1 protein-coding gene and 2 pseudogenes are annotated in these 2035 nt (G+C 35.2%); all 3 read right to left on the bottom strand.

Going from position 1 to position 2035, the window contains the following annotated elements:
* A pseudogene (locus KQI85_RS16255) lies at window positions 1–452 on the bottom strand (hypothetical protein); the annotation flags it as partial.
* Window positions 439–674 (bottom strand): annotated as a pseudogene (locus KQI85_RS16250) (reverse transcriptase domain-containing protein); the annotation flags it as partial. The pseudogenes KQI85_RS16250 and KQI85_RS16255, both read right to left, overlap by 14 nt.
* A gap of 265 nt (window positions 675–939) precedes the next feature.
* Window positions 940–1374 (bottom strand): SMI1/KNR4 family protein, encoded by a 435-nt coding sequence (locus KQI85_RS16245; RefSeq protein WP_216577065.1) that lies wholly within the window; start codon window positions 1372–1374, stop codon window positions 940–942.
* Window positions 1375–2035 lie beyond the last annotated feature (661 nt).

Raw genomic sequence — 2035 nt, 5'->3', positions numbered from 1 at the left:
TCATAACAGTATTCTTCTGTACCGCTTTTTATCCTGTAGTTCTCATCATCATAAGTGTACTGCGATGATGATGTTTTTACAAGTCTGTTTCGGCTGTCGTAGACATATTCTTTTTTGCCGCTTTCAGTGTATGCCTGTACAAGGTTGCCATCGGCATCTGTTACTGTATCTGTTCCGTTGTATGATGTTATGCAGTTGCCGGTGCTGTATTCCATTGTGACTGTGCCTGTGTCACTGCTTCTCTGTGTTATGTTGCCGGCAGCATCATAGCTGTATCTCTCATCTTTTACTCCATCAGCTCCAGTCTGATGTCTCAGAGTTACCCTGTCAAGGCTGTCATATTCGTATGTGTATGTTATTCCTTCTGTCTGGCTCTCTTCTTTTACAAGTCTTCCTGCCGCATCATAGCTGTAGACATATGATATTACTGTCTCTCCTGACAACTCCCGCATTCAGATATTTGTGTATCAGCGAACTTTGAATCACTCTACCGTCTTTGATGGTACGGACAATACCTCAATAAGCTTACTCTGACTTACTGTGTCGAAAAACTTTTCCAAGTCCATATCCACCACATATACATAGCCATCGTTCACATTCTGTTGACACTGTCTAAGGGCATCGTGTGCCCCTTTTTTCGGTCTGAAACCAAAACTTTTCTCCGAAATTTCTTTGTTTTCTACTATCTATTTGTTTCAAACTTTTCATCTTTCATTTCCATGTATACTTTGATTTAAAATAATAATGTCCTTTATTATCTTTTTATATAGCAAACTGATATCAGCAGTCTGGGAAAAATTTGAAAATTATCGTAAAAAACGCATTGTCTCCACAGCACTAAGTTCAATGAAAAAAATGCGTTCTGCATTTTTAAAGAAACAATATTTTGTTTTTATTTTTATTATCTTTAAGTCGAGACATGACTAAATAAATTTCCTTTTACCATACATTATTAAAAATATCTATTCCCTCTTCTTTCACGAAAAATGATTCCAACGAATCAGCAATATAAACCATTTCATTAGCATCTAAATCATCAAATGAAACCATATACACTCCAAAGCCATTGGTACCATTTGCGTAAAGCACTGCATTACTGCATTCATCATCACCTATTGCCAAAGAATCTGGTATATACTTTTGAATATTATATGCAGAATTCATTTCTATACATCCACTTGCCCCCCATATTCGTATATACTTTTTATTTTTGACCATTATCTCAAGTTCTGTTTTCTCTTTAATAATCTCTATAAATTCAAGAGGAACATCAATTTTTGAGTAATGAATTAATTCATCAATTTCGGTATCTCTTGATTTTGCATCACTTACAGCAATTTTGAATGACCTACTCAATTTACTTAATATACTCATTAATATTTTATCCTTTCATACTTAACATCAAGTTTATCTAACATTCTATATTGTTGTTCCATTACATCATTTATTACCACATCCGAGAATCCTGCCACCTACCTCCATTTGGTCCTGTTCCTTTTGGTCGAGGTAAAGAATCCTTGTGTGTCTTATTAAACAGAATATAATTGGAATCAGTACCACTCTTGACATAAACTCTTTACCCTTATAATAATCCAAGCCGATGATCCACTATCGAAAAAAGAGTAAACTCTCCAAAACCGACCTTTACATCTGCTTAAAATTTTATCACATATTTGCCATTTTCACTATACAGTTTCGCCAGTATTTTCCATGACTAGCATACGATACTCCGTACCGCTTTTCAACATTCCATAAATAATACTGATTAATCGTCTGGAAATACAAATCAGTGCTTGCTGACTGGTTTTTCCCTTTGCCTTACGTTTCTCATAGTATGCACGCACTACTGGATTTCGTGGTGTTCCTTTTGAGGATACCTGCACCATCTGAATCGCAAGAAAGTAAATCGTAGCTTGTAATCTTCTTGGATCTTTCTCTACTTCAGATCTACTTCGATTAATTTAAAGACTATAGTTTGTGTTTTATGTGGTTGGTGTCCTTAAGTGGAGACATAATAAATATTTATTTGTAGCAC

The sequence above is a fragment of the Falcatimonas sp. MSJ-15 genome (genome assembly GCF_018918265.1).
In the GTDB taxonomy this organism is placed as follows: Bacteria; Bacillota; Clostridia; order Lachnospirales; family Lachnospiraceae; genus Falcatimonas.
The sequence above is the reverse complement of the archived record's forward strand: the minus strand, read 5'-3'. Positions and strand labels throughout refer to the sequence as shown.

Bases quoted from the DNA above. Each gene is read 5' to 3' on its own strand.
- KQI85_RS16245 (WP_216577065.1), bottom strand. From the start codon at position 1,374: ATGAGTATATTAAGTAAATTGAGTAGGTCATTCAAAATTGCTGTAAGT.